Here is a 14641-nt window from a genome sequence, read left to right on the forward strand (position 1 = left end):
TGGCGATTATTTAGACGAATGCCTATTTTATAATCAAAATCGTTTTCAGCGCCGGTTAAGTGCTGCCCGCCTGACGACCTTGCTTCGCTTCGCGGAATCCTGCCTCAAATTTTGACCATTTAATAAATTTTATCTTTTCAAGGCCTTAGGCCAAAGGCGCGGCCAGAAAACATACATTTTACGAAACTGGCATGACACTTGCTTTCTTATTTTACATAAGCAGGGAAGAGCATATTGACGGTTGGCTGCCCTACTGCGTTGGTTCAATACCCGTCATAAAAGAGACTAGGCGATGACAAAGTATAAGCTCGAGTACATTTGGCTTGACGGTTACACTCCGACACCCAACCTGCGTGGCAAGACACAGGTGAAGGAATTCGATGCGTTCCCGACGCTCGAGCAACTGCCGCTCTGGGGTTTCGACGGTTCGTCGACGATGCAGGCCGAAGGCCGCAGCTCCGATTGCGTTTTGAAGCCGGTCGCGGTCTATCCCGATCCAGCCCGCACGAACGGCGCTCTCGTCATGTGCGAAGTCATGATGCCGGATGGCGTCACGCCGCACCCATCGAACAACCGCGCAACCGTTCTTGACGACGACGACGCATGGTTTGGCTTCGAACAGGAATATTTCTTCTATCAGAACGGTCGTCCGCTCGGCTTCCCTGAGCATGGTTTCCCCGCACCGCAGGGCCCATATTACTGCGGCGTCGGCTCCAGCAATGTCGGTCCGATCGCCCGCAAGATCGTCGAGGAACATCTTGACCTCTGCCTGGCCGCCGGCATCAACCACGAAGGCATCAATGCCGAAGTGGCCAAGGGCCAGTGGGAATTCCAGATTTTCGGCAAGGGTTCCAAGACCGCAGCAGACCAGATCTGGATGGCGCGCTATCTCCTGCTTCGCCTTTGCGAACAGTATGAAATCGACATCGAATTCCATTGCAAGCCGCTGGGCGACACCGACTGGAACGGCTCGGGCATGCATTGCAACTTCTCGACCAAGTTCATGCGCGAAGTTGGCGGCAAGGATTATTTCGAAGCCCTGATGGCCCAGTTCGACAAGAACCTGCAGGAACATATCGACGTCTACGGACCCGACAACCATCTGCGACTGACGGGCAAGCATGAAACGGCTCCGCTGGACAAGTTCTCCTACGGCGTTGCCGACCGTGGCGCTTCGATCCGCGTGCCGCATGCCTTCGTCAAGAACGGCTATAAAGGCTACCTCGAAGATCGCCGCCCGAACTCGCAGGGCTGCCCATACCAGATTGCCTCCCAGGTGCTGAAGACCATTTCTGAAGTTCCGACTTCGGAAGACGAAGCGCTTGCCGCTTAATTTTTAGGCAGGCATCACACAAACGGATTGGCCGGGGCACAAACCCCGGCCAATTTTTTAATCCGTGAAAACCGCAATCGCTTTATCGCAAATGATGCACGGTCTGCAGTTCATAGACCGGCGTATCGATGCCCTCCATGCGGGCTTTCAGCTGCAGCGACAAATATTGCGAATAATGCCGCGACTGATGCAGGTTGCCGCCGTGGAACCACAGCGCCTCCTGCTGCGTCGGCTTCCACATATTGCGCTGTTCGCCTTCCCACGGGCCGGGGTCCTTCGGCGTTTCCGACCCGAGACCCCAGACCTTGCCGACCTTGTCCGCCGTTTCCTGATCGATGATATCCGCGACCCAGCCGTTCATCGAACCGTAGCCCGTCGCATAGACGATCAGATCGGCAGGCAGTTCGGTTCCATTGGCAAGCCGCACGGAGTTTTCGGTAATCTCCTCTATCTGCCCTGAAGCGAGCTTGATCTTGCCGTCGATGATGAGCTGCGAAGCGCCGATATCGATATAATAGCCGGAGCCGCGCCGCAGATATTTGAGGAACAGGCCCGAACCGTCCGAGCCGAAATCCAGCTGGAAACCAGCCTTTTCAAGCGCGGCATAGAAATCAGCATCGATCTCGCGGATCTTGTCATAGATGGGCTTTTGAAACTCATGCATGATACGATAAGGCAGCGAGGCGAAGATCAGATCGGCCTTGGCCGTCGTGACGCCATTTTGCACCGCCTCTTCCGAATAAAGCGCGCCGAGCCCGTGTTTCATCAGCGGCTCCGAGCGCACAATATGCGTCGATGACCGCTGCACCATGGTGACATCGACACCCGCCTCGCAAAGGGCTGCGCAAATATCATGCGCCGAATTGTTCGACCCGATGACGACGACCTTTTTGCCCTTGTAACCATCCGGCCCGGGATGGCGGGATGAATGCTGCTGTTCGCCCTTGAAGCAATCCTGTCCCTTGACGTTTGGAATATTCGCCTTGCCCGACATGCCGGTTGCGAAGACCAGTTGCTTTGGACGCAGGATGACTTCCTCGCCGTCGCGGTCTACGACGACCGACCATTCCTTCTCGTCTTCGTTCCATTTCGCCGACTTGACGGTGGAGCGCGTCCAGTAATTCAGCTCCATCACCTTGGTATAGAATTCCAGCCAGTCGCCAATCTTGTCCTTGGGCGCAAAAACCGGCCAGTTTTTCGGAAAGTCGATATAGGGCAGATGGTCGTACCAGACGGGGTCATGCAGGCAGAGCGACTTGTAGCGCTTGCGCCATGAATCGCCCGGTCGTTCGTTGCGTTCGACGATGATCGTCGGCACGCCGAGCTGCCGCAGGCGCGCGCCGAGCGCAATACCGCCCTGTCCGCCGCCGATCACCAGCACATAGGGCTGTTTTTCATAGCCGAGCGTGCGGGCTTCCTCCTCACGTTCTTCCTTCCATGTCTTGGCGCCAAGGTCGTGACCATGCTTCGCGCCCAGCGGACGGGTGAAGCCTGATTTTTCCTCATGCCCCTTCAATTCCGACATGACGGTGAGAAGGGTCCATATCTTGCCACCCTTCAGGCGAATGAGACCGTAGCCGCGCGCAACTTCCGTCTCGAAGGATATCCAGCTTTCGGTGACGCCATCGGCTTCCGTCGCTGTTTCACCAGAGGCGACGAGCCATTTGGTTGGCTTCACCAGCTGCAATTGGGATTGCAGCATGTCGCGCACCTGATCATGCCCTTCCACGGTCTTGATGTTCCAAGTGAAGGCAACCAGATCGCGCCAGTAGCAATCATCGGCAAACATCGAAACCGCTTCATCGATCCGCCCGCCTTCCAGTGCTGCGCCGAACTTGTCGAGAAAGGCCTGTACGCGGACTGTCGGTGTTTTCTCAAGCATTGCAATTTCCTCCCGTGGATGTGGATAGCGGACTTCTCCCAAGGCCCGTCGGAGAAGGATGAGCAAACGGCGTGCCAGATGGCTTGCAATCGCCAAGCTATTGTTTTTGCATTATTTTATTCAGAAGAAGCATTGCAGCCGCAAATGATGCAACAGCTATCGTGCAACAGGTGTTGCACCTGTTGCAGCATTAATGTGTGGGCTTCAGGCGGCGGTGGATCGTGGAACGATTGACACCCAGTTTTCGGGCCAGCGCGGAAATATTGTTGCCGCACTCGTCAAGTTGACGGCGCAAAACCTGCTGATCGGAACGGTCATTGTCCGCCGCGGTCACAGTCTGGAAATGTTCGGGCAGGCAATCGGTGGTGATTGTGGCGTCTGTTGCAACCGCCGCTGCAACACGCAACGTATTGTCCAGCTCGCGCAGATTGCCCGGCCAGCCATAGGCTGCAAGCGCCTTTCGCGCAGCGCGGTCAAGCGTGATTGTCTCGCCCTCTTCTTCGCCGATACGGCGCAGAAGGTGATCAACGAGGCTGTCGAAATCCTGTCTCTGTCGCAGCGGCGGCAGGGTCAGCGTCGCGGCATTGAGCCGATAGAGCAAATCTTCGCGAAAACGGCCCTCGGCAGCAAGCGCCGCCAGATCGCGATGCGATGCCGACAAAAGCCGGAACCTGACCGGCTTCGGTTTCAGCGCGCCGACTGGCTGAATTTCGTTTTCCGAAAGAACCCGCAGCAACCGGCTTTGAAGAGCGAGTGGCATGTCGCCAATCTCGTCCAGAAACAGCGTGCCACCATTGGCCGCTTCGATAAGCCCGGTCTTCCCCTTCTGCATTGCGCCGGTGAAAGCGCCGGGGACATAGCCGAACAATTCGGATTCGATCAGCTGTTCGGGTATTGCCGCGCAATTGACCGCGATAAACGGACCGGGCTTGGCGGTGCTATCATGGATGGCGCGCGCCAGATATTCCTTGCCGCTGCCGGTTTCGCCTTTGATGAGGATCGGCAGACGGCGATCCGCCAGTTTGGCGGCGCGGGCCTGCAGCGCCTCCATGGCCGGGTCGCCGAAACTCAACTGGCGCAGCGCCCCAGGCAGCCGCACCGATATGCTGCTGGTCGCAGGCGCACGGAAACTGCTGACCGGCGCAATGGCGCTTGCAAAAAGCGCCAGACCGTTGCGCGCCCGGAGCAAACGCTCGCCATTGGGGCGTCCGCGCATCAGGGCCGGAAGCTGATCGATATCGATATCGAAGACGCTGGAGATGGGTTTCCCGATGAAGTCCTTCGTCGAGACCGTGCTCAGATTCATGCCGCGCGCAACAGAGCCGAAACCGCCATGTGTCATGCCGGTGATTACGCCGTTGCCATCAATCGTCATCGCGGCATCGGGATCGACGTCCAGAAAATCTGGCAGTCGCGCCAGACGCAAAACCCAATCCTCGCGCGCCCGGGTCATGAGATTCGCAAGCTCGATCCGCCGCGCAGTGGAAGCAACCAGATGCAGCGCCAGCTGCTGGCTGGCCTTCGCGGTCGGCGAGCGCAGTTGCGAAATATCGAGCACCGCCGACAGATCGCCGAACGTATCGAAAATGGGCGCCGCCGTGCAGGTCAGGCCGATATGGCAGGCGTCGAAATGATCGTCCTGATGGATGATGACGGGCTTGCCTGAAACCATGCAGGCCCCGACGGCGCAGGTTCCCGCCCTGTCTTCCGACCATTCCGATCCGAGATAAAGCCCCGCCTTGCGCAGCTGATTGTCGAAAGTGGGGTCGCCCATGAACTCGACTGTAACGCCGCGCGCATCCGACAGCAGCAGGACGTAGCTTTGATCGGCGACTTGTCTGAAAAGCGCTTCGAGGCCGGTACGCCCGATGCGGATGAGCTCTTCCGACTGCTCGCGATGTTCCCGCAGCAATGTGTCGGGCACGATATAGGCTTCCTGCGTCTGGGCGGGATTAAGCCGATAATCATTGAGGCAGCGCAACCAGGATTGAATGACAGGGCGATCACGATCCGAGGCCCCGCCCATGGCGACGCGCTCAATCTCCTTGATGTGCGACAGTGTCGACACCATGACCATCCTCCTCCGCCTGAATGCTGGCACAAGACGGAGGGGCGTTCAAGCGAATAGAGTGTCAGCCGATGAAGGCTGCATAATTCTCATCCAGCACCTTGCCCAACAGGGCCGAATAAGCGCCATAATGATCGCCGTCCCTGGCGATACGCCCGAAGGAGGGTTCCTCAAAGGCAGATAGCGGCAAAAGCACCAGCGGCGTCGAAACCGGCGTCAGCTGCGCGCCCTGCCCCGCCCGCAACGTCGTCAGCAGGCCGAACATCTCGCCCGTAATGCTGGGTCGCGACAGAACCACCATCCGATATTGCCCGGATGTGTTGGTGACAAGATAGATATGCCCCGACCGATGCGGCACAGATACCGAGCCATGCTGGGAGAAAGACGCATCGGTGCGCTCCCGTTCCCGGAACCGCAGCCGCGTTCCCTCGTCATCCCAGACGATTTCCGTGCAATAGGCGAAGATCGCATCCGCATCGCCAAAGGACGGACGCAGGGTCAGATAGGTTCCCTCTAGCCACGCAACGGCGGGCCGCGAATAGGCACCCAGCTCCTCCGGCGCATGGCCGCTGCCTGTGCCGCTCGCAACAGGGCGCTCGATGGTGTCGCCTGCCTTGGGCGCCTGCGCCGCGCCCGGTTCGCGCAGGGCCACACCCATTGCCTGTTCCAGCCGGATGATGGTGGCGAGCGTGAAAGGACGATGCCCCGATAGCGCCTTTTCTAGCGTTGAAAGGCTGATCCGCGCGTCGTCCGCGAGTCGCTGGCGCGAAATACGCCGCCGCGCGATTTCCTCGCGAACCCGGGCCGCAACGCTACTGCTTTGATTTTCCGACAGATAAGGGTCCCCGTGGACCATGCGCCAATGTCCTGATTGCGTACTTTCTTTCACAATTCCACACATATCCGCCAGCGGCAAGACGCTTTGCGGCAAGATGCGGACGAAAGAGGTCAAAGCTGACGCTGGCGAGGCAACAGCGCGTTTCAGACAATCGCTCCAGTTCATCCATTACGGAAAGGGAGCCCGTCATGCACACCGCAATCACTGTTTCACATCAAAGGAACCGGAGAAATTTTCTCGTCCGGTTCTGCCAGTTTCTCTGGTTCGGGAATGCAATTTTGCTTCCCGCGCTCGGCGTGATACTTGCCCTGCTTCACCCCTTGCAGGCGCGTGCGGAAACCTCCGCTTTCGTATCGCCCAATGAAATGGAATCGGGCAGCCTGCTGATGCAGACCGAACAGGCCGGGCAATATGTCGAGGCCCCGCGGCTCGCCACCGATGTGGATATCACTGTCAGCGGACCGACGGCGCGGGCGCGTCTCACACAGGCTTTCGAAAACCCCACCGATGGCTGGGTCGAGGCGCTCTATGTGTTTCCGTTGCCTGAAGACAGCGCCGTTCATTCGCTGAAGCTGATCATCGGCAATCGCGTCGTCGTGGCCGATATCAAGGGAAAGCAGGCCGCACGCGCCATCTATGAGAAGGCCCGCAGCGAAGGCAAAAAAACCGCACTCGTGGAACAGCAGCGGTTCAATGTCTTCACCAATGCCGTCGCCAATATCGGTCCGCATGAGAAGGTCGTTGTACAGATCGAATATCAGCAGGCAGTGCGTCTGGCCGATAATCGCTTTTCGCTGCGCGTGCCGCTGGTCGTTGCCCCGCGCTATAATCCGCAGGACAAGGCCGCAATCGACCAGCGCGCCAAGCTGAATGGTGGCTGGGGACAATCCGCCGCCAGCACGACACAGAACACTCAGGCTGCACCGATCGATACGGCACTGATCGGACCGGACAGTGCACGGACCAACCCGGTCACGCTTGCAATCAAGCTGGATGCGGGGTTCCCGGTCGATGGACTGAAAAGCCTCTACCATCCCGTCAAGATCGACCGGCTGAATGGCGACGCGCGCCAGATCACACTGCAAGGCGACGCAATTGCCGACCGCGACTTCGTGCTTGAATGGAGCGCTGCGGCGAGCAACACGCCAACTGTCGGTCTGTTTCGCGAACGGGTCGGCAAGGAAGACTTTGTGCTTGCCTATGTCACGCCGCCGGTTCTGGCGCCGGCCAGGAAGACCGGTCGCGAGATTGTCTTCGTGATCGACAATTCCGGTTCAATGGGCGGCACCTCCATGGTGCAAGCAAAAGCCAGCCTCGATTATGCCCTGTCGCGACTGGAACCGAACGACCATTTCAACGTCATCCGCTTCGATGACACAATGACCAAATTTTTCCCGGACAGCGTTGCCGCAACCGGCGAAAATGTCGCCGCTGCGCGCAGCTTTGTCGGCCAGCTTGAAGCCGCTGGCGGCACGGAAATGCTGCCGCCGCTGCACGCCGCCCTCGATGACAGCCATCAGAGCAAGGGCTTGCGCCAGATCGTTTTCCTGACCGATGGCGAAGTGAGCAACGAATTGGAGCTACTCGATACAATCGCCGCCCGGCGCGGACGCTCGCGCATCTTCATGGTCGGCATTGGTTCAGCCCCGAACAGCTATCTGGTGAACCGCGCCGCCGAGCTTGGTCGCGGGAGCTTCGCCCATATCGGTTCGGCAGCGGAAGTCGACGAGCGCATGCGTGCCCTGTTCGACAAGCTGGAAAACCCAGCCGTAACTGACATCCGCGCCGCGTTTACCGAAAAGAATGTCAGCCTCACGCCGACATTGCTGCCTGATCTTTATCGCGGCGAGCCGCTTGTCATTGCCGCCCGCATGGGCAAGGCGACCGGCGAACTGACCGTCAGCGGCATGGTCGGTGACCACCCCTGGACCGTGACACTGCCGCTTGATCAGGCAAGTCACGCGGAAGGCATTTCCAAAATCTGGGCGCGCCGCAAGATTGACGATGCCGAAGTCGCTGCCACGCTTGGCGAGATCAATCAGGATGCCGCCGACGCCCGTATCCTGCGGCTTGCGCTCGATCACCATCTGGTGACGCGCCTGACCAGTCTCATCGCCGTGGATGTCACGCCATCACGCGCCGCCAATATACCGCTGACCAAGGCCGATATTCCGCTGCATCTGCCCGCTGGCTGGGACTATCGCACATTGCTCGGCATCAGCGCCACGCGCGACGCGAATGCCGGACAGCCAACCGACAGCGAAAACGCCGACTGGAGTGGCGTCGACAGTAAAGCTGAGGAGATCGCTCCGACCCTACCCGTTCCGAGTCTTCCACTGCCGCAAACGGCGACACCTGCAACGCTTCTCATGCTGCAAGGTTTGCTGGCCGTGCTGATCGGTGCCCTTCTCTTCTGGTTCACGCGTCGTGAAAAGGCAGGCAGCCATGAGTAATCGTCAGACCATCCTGAAGGGGCGCGCGCTTGCGCGCTCCCTCTCGACACTTCTCGCCTGCGTTCTGATCACAGGCGGTCTGGTCCTCGCCGGACAGGGCTTCTGGATTCACGCCAAGGCCTTTGCCGCACAAATCCTGCTGGAGCGCGCTTTCACGCAGAGTGTGGAGACGGGGGCGCCTGTCAAGCCGTGGAGCTGGGCCGACACATGGCCGGTGGCGCGCATCGAAGTGCCGCGACTGGAAACCGCAGCGATTGCGCTGAAAGGCGCGAGCGGTCAGGCACTCGCCTTCGGGCCCGGACACCTCGATAATACGCCGGAAGCGGGAGATCAGGGCACGGCGGTCTATGCCGCCCATCGCGATACCCATTTCGCTTTCCTGAAAAATGTCGAGCCGAACGATTTGATCCGCATCACGCGCCGTGACGGAAAGATCGTGACCTATCGCACGACCCATATGGCTGTGGCCCGTTGGGACGAAGCGCCCATCGACCCGCAGGCCACGGGAAAACACCTCGTTCTTGCGACATGCTATCCCTTCGATGCAATCACGCCCGGACCGCTTCGCTATCTGGTCTATGCCGATCTGGTCGCCGATCGGCTCGACGGCGAATGAGCACGCAGCGTCAGGCGGGGCCAAGCATGATATTGGTCTCGCTTTTGCTGACGCCCTGAAGCGAGCGGATCGTCGAGATCACCTCGTTGAGTTCCGAAATCGTCGCCACTTCCAGCTCGGCAATCACGTCCCACATGCCATTGGTGTTGAACAGACCCGTCAGCCCCGGCACGCGCTTGATGGCGCTGATCGTGGCTTTGAGCGAAGAGCCTGACATTTCGATCAGCATGAAAGCCCTGATCTGGTCCTTGCCGATATCGTCGCGCACACGGACCGTAAAGCCCTTGATGTCGCCATTGGCCACCATGCGGTCGAGCCGCTTCTGGGCTGTTGCGCGCGCCACGCCAAGAAGCTCGGCCAGTTGCGGCACCGATGCGCGTCCATTGATGCGCAATTCCGTGATCAGTCTCTTGTCAAGCTCGTCCATGACCCCCTCTTTCTTTTTAGTAAGTGCGACTACCTATATCGGCAGTAATTTATAAAAATAATCACTTTATATTCTTTTTTGTCAATCTGATTGCAGATATTCATTTTCTGCAAGGGGATTGCCCAGGTGGTTTCCAGACGTTGATCGCGATGGAAACCCATGACCAATCCCGGCTTGGACCGGTCACAAGGTCACGAAAACAAGCGCATGCAAACGGCGATTTCACGGTCCCGGCGTCCGGGGCTTCAAATGGGGAACTGACCTACATGAATACCGCGAAATTTTTCTCCACGGCGCTTCTGGCGCTCGGTCTCACCTTTTCCATGAACGCGGCCAAGGCCGACGATCTGGAAAAGATCCAGAAGGCAGGCAAAATGTCGATTGCCCTGTCCGGCGTTTTTCCTCCTTTCAGCTTTGTGGATGAATCCAACAAGGTCGTCGGTTTCGACGTCGATATCGGCTCTGAAATCGCGCGCCGCCTGAAGGCCGAGCCAGAAATCGTCACGACCGCCTGGGACGGCATCATCGCTGGTCTGGTGACCGGTCGCTACGACACCATTGTCGGTTCGATGGGCATCACCGAAGAACGCAAGAAGGCAATTGCCTTTGTCGGCCCTTACTATCGCTCGGGTCTGGCGCTGTTCGTCCGCAAGGACGACGCTGCCACCTCGCTCAAGGAATTTGAAGGCAAGACCATCGGCGTGACGCTCGGCGAAACCTCCGAAAAATGGGTCCGCGAACAGGGCAAATACGACGTTCGCACCTATAAGGGCCTGCCGGAAATGCTGCTTGATCTGGGCTCTGGCCGTATCGATGCCGTTGTCGCCGACGACGTACCGGTTCTGGTTGCCATCACCAAGAGCAATGCGCCGATCAAGCAGGTCAAGGATGACCAACTGCCCCGCTACGACATCGGCATCGCCGTACGCAAGAACAATCCGGAACTGGCTGCCGCCATGCAGAAGGCTCTGGACGACATGATGGCCGACGGCACCTACAAGGCCATTTCCGAAAAGTGGATTGGCGCGGATATCCGCTAATCTTCCCTCTCCGGAAGAGGGGTTGTGACAAGCAACCCATCTTCGAAATTGATCCCCCAAATCTGGTACTGTTCGCTTTCTGCCCACCACCCTTTGGGCGAACAGCGGCGCTGTTCCTCCGGCCATTCGGTGGCCCATCTCCACGAGCCACCGATGGGGAAGAAAGGTTGAAGGATGGATATCGCACTTATCGAGCGGATTTTTCCCTTCATTGTTCAGTCTGGCTGGGTCACCGTCCAGCTGACAGTCGTATCGCTTCTGATCGGTCTGGTCGTTGCAACCGTTCTGGTTATTGCCCGCTTTTCGCGCTTCAAGCCGTTCCGCTGGTTCGCCACGGGCTATGTCAGCATCATGCGCGGCACGCCGCTGCTGGTGCAGCTTTTTCTGGTCTTCTTCGGCGGCCCTCAATTCGGTCTGGAATTCAGCCCATTCATGGCTGGCGTGATCACCATGGGCTTCAACATCGGAGCCTATATGTCGGAAGGCATACGTGGCGCCATTCTGGCCGTCGATAAGGGGCAGAACGAAGCGGCCCGCAGCATCGGCTTTGGACGCTTCAACACCATGCGGCTTTTCATTCTGCCGCAGGCAGCACCCCTGATGATCCGTTCGCTCGGCGTCAACACGATCATCCTGACCAAGAGTACAGCACTTGTCTCGACAATCGGCGTGGTTGAACTGACCTATTCCGCGCAGCGTTTCGTGACCTCGACCTATAAGCCCTTCGAAGTCTTCACGATCGCGGGCATCGCCTACATCGTCATCATTGCCGTCATTTCGATGATCGTTCGCGGCATGGAAACCTTCTTCAACCGAGATAGGAGGGCCGAAGCATGAGCCTCGATTTCACGGTCGTTCCCTCCTATCTGGAACTGCTCTTCATCGGCCTGCTCTGGACGGTGCTGATCACCGTTCTGGCCGGTGTCATCAGCGTGGTGCTGGGCGTCGTCATCGCTCTGGTGACATTGCACGGGCCAAAAATCGTCAGCCTACCGGTGCGCGGCATCGTGTTCCTCTTCATGGGCACGCCACTGCTGCTCCAGCTCTATCTTCTCTATTATGGCCTGTCGCAGATCGGCATCATGGTTCCGGCCTTCTGGACCGGCGTGTTCGGCCTTGGCATGCATTATGCCGCCTATAACGCCGATATTTTCCGCGCTTCGCTGCAAGCTGTGGACGCCGGGCAGATGGAAGCCGCCCGTTCGCTGGGCTTCAGCCGGGGCATGTCGCTGCGCTATTTCATCATTCCGCAGGCGATCCTGACCGCGCTGCCGCAGGTGGGCAATAACAGCATCATCCTGCTCAAGGATACAGCGGTGCTGTCCGTCCTGGGCATCACGGAACTGGTTCTGAACGCACAGCGCGCCATCAGCGAAACCTATCGACCCTTCGAATTCTATTTCGTCGCCGCCGTGCTCTATTATGCCGTCAATCTTCTGATGGAATGGGCATTGAGCAAAGCGGCCAAGAAAGCGGAAGCTATCCGATGAACACTCAGACACCCATGATCGAATTGCGCCAGATCAGGAAATCCTATGGCAACCACGAGGTTCTCAAGGGCATCGACCTGACGGTTCCGCGCGGCAAGATCGTATCCATCATCGGCCCCAGCGGGTCGGGAAAAAGCACGCTTCTGCGCTCCATCAACATGCTGGAAGAAACCTCGGGCGGAGAAATCTGGCTTGATGGCAATCAGGTCAACAAGCCGCTCAAGGGCCATGCCTTCGAAAAGCACATCAACCATATCCGTCAGGAAATGGGCATGGTGTTCCAGCAGTTTAACCTGTTTCCGCACCTGACCGTGCTGCAGAACATCATGATCGGTCCGATGCGGCTCAAGCATCTGCCCCGCGCCGAAGCGCTGGACCGCGCCAACACGCTGTTGGCGAAGGTCGGGCTGGTGGACAAGGGCAATGCCTATCCGGCGCGCCTTTCCGGCGGCCAGAAGCAGCGCGTGGCGATTGCGCGCGCGCTCGCCATGCAGCCCAAGGTGATGCTGTTCGACGAGGCCACATCGGCGCTCGATCCCGAGCTGGTGGAAGAGGTTAATCAGGTGATGAAGCAGCTCGCCAGAGAGCACATGACCATGCTGATCGTGACCCACGAAATGCGCTTCGCCGCTGAAGTATCCGACCATGTGATGTTCATGGATGGCGGCGTGGTGGTCGAGCAGGGTCCGCCGGACCAGATGTTGTCCAATCCGAAAGAGGAACGGACCCGCGCTTTCCTGCGAAAGCATCTTTCGCACTAAATTACGGAGACTACTCAATGACTGCGAATGTTTCAAACGGCGCGCAAAACGCCGTAACGATGGCGCACAACCATATCGATGCGCAGCATGTCGAAGAGCTGGCTCTTCGCATGGTCAGCTGGCGTAGCGAAACGGGCACGCCCGGTGAAGCGGAATTCTCTGGTCGCTTTGTCGAATTGCTCAAGGAAATTCCTTATTTCCAGGAGAACCCGGCCAATATCCGCACGGTTGCCAGCCATGGCGATCCGCTGACCCATAATGTGGTGGCGCTGGTGCGCGGCAAGGGCCGTGACACGGTGGTTCTCGCTGGCCACTTCGACACGGTTGCGACCGACAATTATCACGAGTTGAAATCGCTTTCCTGCGACAGCCTCAACCTGAAAGACGCGCTGATCAAGGACCTTGGCAAGCGCGCGCGCTCGGCCCAGGAAGAGCGCGCTTTGGAAGATCTTCTGAGCGGCGATTTCCTGCCGGGCCGTGGCCTTCTGGACATGAAAAGCGGCATCGCCGCCGGTATTGCCTGCCTTGAGCGTTTTGCGGCCGATCCCGACCGCAGTGGCAATCTGGTCCTGATCGTAACACCGGACGAAGAGCGCGAAAGCCGGGGCATGCGGTCGATGCGCAATGCGCTGCCGGATATTGCGCGGGACTTCGATCTCGATATTTCGTCGGCTATCAATCTTGATGTAACGTCCGATCAGGGCGATGGCAGCGAAGGCCGCGCCGTCTATGCCGGAACCATCGGCAAGCTCCTGCCTTTCGCGCTCGTCATCGGTTGCAGCTCCCACGCCAGCTACCCTTATGAAGGCGTCAGCGCACAGGCCATGGCGGCTGGTATTCTCACGCGCTTCGAAGGCAATGCCGATCTGGCCGACCGCGACGACAACGATATTTCCCCGCCGCCCATCTGCCTTGAGGCAAAGGATTTGCGCGACGGCTATGAAGTCACGACGCCTGAACGTTTCTGGATCGCGCTCAACTGGCTCTATCATGGCATGACTGCGGAAGAGCTCTTCAAGCGCTTTCAGGATGAAGTGCGCACCGGCGCCGTTGATGCGGTCGCACGCTTCACCGCGCAGGCCGAAGCCTATGGCAAGCTGGTCGGCAAGCGCGCCGGGGCAACCCCGCCAGCGCCGAAGCTTTTGACATTCACAGAGCTGCGCGCCATGGCAGCACAGATCGCAGGCAACGACTTCGAACGTCTCTATGACGAACAGGAACAGCGCCTTTCCGGCATCGACAATCCGCTTTCCGTCAGCCGCCAGCTGACCGAATGGCTGGTGGGTGTTGCGCACCTTGCCGGACCGGCGATTGTCGTCGGCTTTGCCGGGCTGCACTATCCGGCAAGCCATCTTGACGACACCAAAACCAATGACCGCCTTTTCAGAGAGGCCATCGACGAGACGATCAAGGTCTTTGCGGCCTTCCCCGACCAGAGCCTGGTCTGGAAGCCCCATTTCCAGGGCATTTCCGATATGAGCTTTCTCGGTCAGGCAACGCTTGGGCAGGATATCGTGTCGCAGAACACGCCGGTGTCGCGCCTCGTCGATCATCCAGCCGCCAACGCGCTACGTTTCCCGGTGGTCAATATCGGCCCATGGGGTCGCGAATTCCACCAGAAGCTGGAGCGCGTCCACGCGCCCTACGCCTTCGAGGTTCTGCCGCAGATCGTTTCGATGATCGCTGAAAAATTCCTCGCGGCAAAGGCTGGAAACAACGCCCGCTGATCGGGC

12 protein-coding genes are annotated in these 14641 nt (G+C 58.7%); 8 read left to right on the forward strand and 4 right to left on the reverse strand.

The features are described 5' to 3' along the window. The first annotated feature begins 292 nt into the window (after window positions 1–292). The gene (locus tag ABWW11_RS18110) at window positions 293–1333 is read left to right on the forward strand and encodes a glutamine synthetase beta-grasp domain-containing protein (protein WP_109366880.1); all 1041 of its coding nucleotides are present in this window, start codon (window positions 293–295) and stop codon (window positions 1331–1333) included. 82 nt (window positions 1334–1415) lie between these two features. On the opposite strand, the gene ABWW11_RS18115 is transcribed toward ABWW11_RS18110, so the two are convergent. From ABWW11_RS18115 to ABWW11_RS18125, 3 genes are all read right to left on the reverse strand, one after another. Then, a complete protein-coding gene (locus tag ABWW11_RS18115) occupies window positions 1416–3215 on the reverse strand; it encodes an NAD(P)/FAD-dependent oxidoreductase (protein ID WP_319080894.1) in 1800 nt (599 codons plus the stop codon). A gap of 190 nt (window positions 3216–3405) precedes the next feature. Continuing rightward, window positions 3406–5286: a sigma-54-dependent Fis family transcriptional regulator gene (locus tag ABWW11_RS18120; protein ID WP_121538438.1), complete on the reverse strand. Its 1881-nt coding sequence runs from the start codon at window positions 5284–5286 to the stop codon at window positions 3406–3408. A 61-nt stretch (window positions 5287–5347) separates the two neighbouring features. Beyond that, entirely contained in the window at window positions 5348–6139 is a 792-nt protein-coding gene (locus ABWW11_RS18125; protein ID WP_121538436.1) for a helix-turn-helix domain-containing protein, read from the reverse strand. Window positions 6140–6399: 260 nt separating this feature from the next. On the opposite strand from ABWW11_RS18125, the gene ABWW11_RS18130 reads away from it, so the two are divergent. Together ABWW11_RS18130 and ABWW11_RS18135 are read left to right on the forward strand one after the other, a co-directional pair. After that, window positions 6400–8574 carry a marine proteobacterial sortase target protein gene (locus tag ABWW11_RS18130; RefSeq protein ID WP_283736230.1) on the forward strand — a complete coding sequence of 725 codons (2175 nt, stop codon included), beginning with the start codon at window positions 6400–6402 and terminating at the stop codon, window positions 8572–8574. Then, window positions 8567–9190: a class GN sortase gene (locus tag ABWW11_RS18135; RefSeq protein ID WP_109366875.1), complete on the forward strand. Its 624-nt coding sequence runs from the start codon at window positions 8567–8569 to the stop codon at window positions 9188–9190. Before ABWW11_RS18130 ends, ABWW11_RS18135 begins: the two co-directional genes overlap by 8 nt. A gap of 10 nt (window positions 9191–9200) precedes the next feature. Here the strand turns inward: ABWW11_RS18135 and ABWW11_RS18140 are convergent, their stop codons facing one another. After that, complete coding sequence (locus ABWW11_RS18140) at window positions 9201–9617, reverse strand: Lrp/AsnC family transcriptional regulator (protein ID WP_109366874.1); 417 nt, start codon at window positions 9615–9617, stop codon at window positions 9201–9203. A gap of 266 nt (window positions 9618–9883) precedes the next feature. Here ABWW11_RS18140 and ABWW11_RS18145 point away from each other — a divergent pair, with 266 nt between their 5' ends. From ABWW11_RS18145 to ABWW11_RS18165, 5 genes are all read left to right on the forward strand, one after another. Further along, a complete protein-coding gene (locus ABWW11_RS18145) occupies window positions 9884–10657 on the forward strand; it encodes a transporter substrate-binding domain-containing protein (RefSeq protein ID WP_109366873.1) in 774 nt (257 codons plus the stop codon). Between the two features lie 174 nt (window positions 10658–10831). Then, on the forward strand, window positions 10832–11494 hold the full coding sequence (locus ABWW11_RS18150) for an amino acid ABC transporter permease (protein WP_121538432.1): 663 nt from the start codon (window positions 10832–10834) through the stop codon (window positions 11492–11494). Then, window positions 11491–12147, forward strand: coding sequence for an amino acid ABC transporter permease (locus ABWW11_RS18155; RefSeq protein ID WP_109366871.1), 657 nt, complete (start codon window positions 11491–11493; stop codon window positions 12145–12147). Before ABWW11_RS18150 ends, ABWW11_RS18155 begins: the two co-directional genes overlap by 4 nt. After that, window positions 12144–12908 carry an amino acid ABC transporter ATP-binding protein gene (locus tag ABWW11_RS18160; protein ID WP_109366870.1) on the forward strand — a complete coding sequence of 255 codons (765 nt, stop codon included), beginning with the start codon at window positions 12144–12146 and terminating at the stop codon, window positions 12906–12908. Before ABWW11_RS18155 ends, ABWW11_RS18160 begins: the two co-directional genes overlap by 4 nt. 17 nt (window positions 12909–12925) lie before the next feature. After that, complete coding sequence (locus ABWW11_RS18165) at window positions 12926–14635, forward strand: M20/M25/M40 family metallo-hydrolase (protein WP_109366869.1); 1710 nt, start codon at window positions 12926–12928, stop codon at window positions 14633–14635. Window positions 14636–14641 lie beyond the last annotated feature (6 nt).

Origin of the sequence: Brucella sp. NBRC 113783 (genome assembly GCF_040372265.1) — a bacterium.
GTDB classification, from domain to species: domain Bacteria; phylum Pseudomonadota; class Alphaproteobacteria; order Rhizobiales; family Rhizobiaceae; genus Brucella; species Brucella teleogrylli.